The sequence below is a fragment of the Asanoa sp. NPDC050611 genome (assembly GCF_040654855.1).
GTDB lineage: Bacteria > Actinomycetota > Actinomycetes > Mycobacteriales > Micromonosporaceae > Asanoa.
Window position 1 is genome coordinate 1 of record NZ_JBFAIU010000686.1, and the last position, 1,323, is coordinate 1,323.

The following is a 1,323-nucleotide window of genomic DNA, read 5'->3' on the forward strand; positions in this document are numbered from 1 at the left end:
GAGCGCGGCGCCGGCGACGACGAGGAGCAGGGTCGATCGCGAGCTCGGGAACTTGACGGGGCGGAGCGGAGCGGCTGCGGGCTGCGATTGGATACATAGGGGCTCCTCGCGGGCGACCTCCGGCTCCCCGACCGGGCTCGACGATTGCCCGACGGTCGAGCCGGAGCAGCAGCCACGAGACCAGTGCGGTGTCCGGCCCGTCGGCGCCGAGGTGCAGGGCAGCCGGTGTCGGTCGGCCCGGTACGCGGAGGAGTCGTCGGCTCGGACCGTGCGGAGGGCGCCGGCATGATCCACAAGTCGGTCCGAGACCGCCCGATCCCGGGGCGCGAGCGCACGTCCCGGGGCGGTCACTGTCCGACATGGACGGACCTGACGGGCGTCCGGGATTCGCGATCTCGACCGAGCCTTGCGAGATCATCGTATACAACATACGCTCCGACAATCGTCAATATAGGAGCCCGTCATGACGAATCTCTCGCGCGCGATCGGTCGGGCCGCCATCGGGGCGGTTGCGCTCGTCTGTGCGCTCACTGCCTGTTCACCGGTGTCGTCCCCCGAGGGCGGATCCGACGACAAGCCGGCGCAGAGCCAGGATTCATTCGGCGCGCCGGCCAACCCTGACGAGGTCAAGCAGGGCGGCAAGCTCACCGTCGCCCTGTCTGCCGAGCCTGACCGGCTCGATCCCTCCCTCTCCCGCAGCCTCTACTCGCGCTACGTGTTCCAGGCCATGTGCGAGAAGTTGTACGACGTCAACGAGAAGGCGCAGGTCGTCCCCCAGCTGGCCACCGACCTGCCGGCCGTCAGCGACGACGGCAAGACCGTGACGATCAAGCTCAGGCAGGGCGTCAAGTTCGCCGACGGCACCCCGTTCGACGCCACCGCGGTGAAGACCACCCTGGAACGCCACCTGAAGTTGCCGGAGTCCGCCCGCAAGAGCGAGCTCGGGCCCGTCGACACCGTCGAGGCGACCGACGCCCAGACCGTCACCGTCCACCTCAAGAACCCGTTCGCGCCGCTCCTCGGCGCGCTGGCCGACCGGGCCGGCATGATCATGAGTCCTACCGCCCTGCAGAAGCTCGGCACCAACTTCGCCTCCGCGCCGGTCTGCGTCGGCCCGTTCAAGTTCAGCAAGCGCGTTCCGCAGAGCTCGATCGACGTCGTACGCGACCCGAACTACTACGCCGCCGACAAGGTCCACCTCGACGGCATCTCGTGGCGCATCCTGACCGACGCCAGCATCCGCGCGGCCAACCTGCGCGCCGGTGACGCGGAGGTCGCCGACAGCGTGTCCACCCAGGACGTGGACAGCCTCCGCAAGGAGTC

The 1,323-nt window shown here is 69.2% G+C and carries 1 protein-coding gene; it reads left to right on the forward strand.

Annotated elements, in window-relative coordinates; genetic code table 11:
* Positions 1-463: 463 nt before the first annotated feature.
* On the forward strand, positions 464-1,323 hold an 860-nt coding region (locus AB0H87_RS41835), incomplete at its 3' end, for an ABC transporter substrate-binding protein (RefSeq protein WP_360159439.1).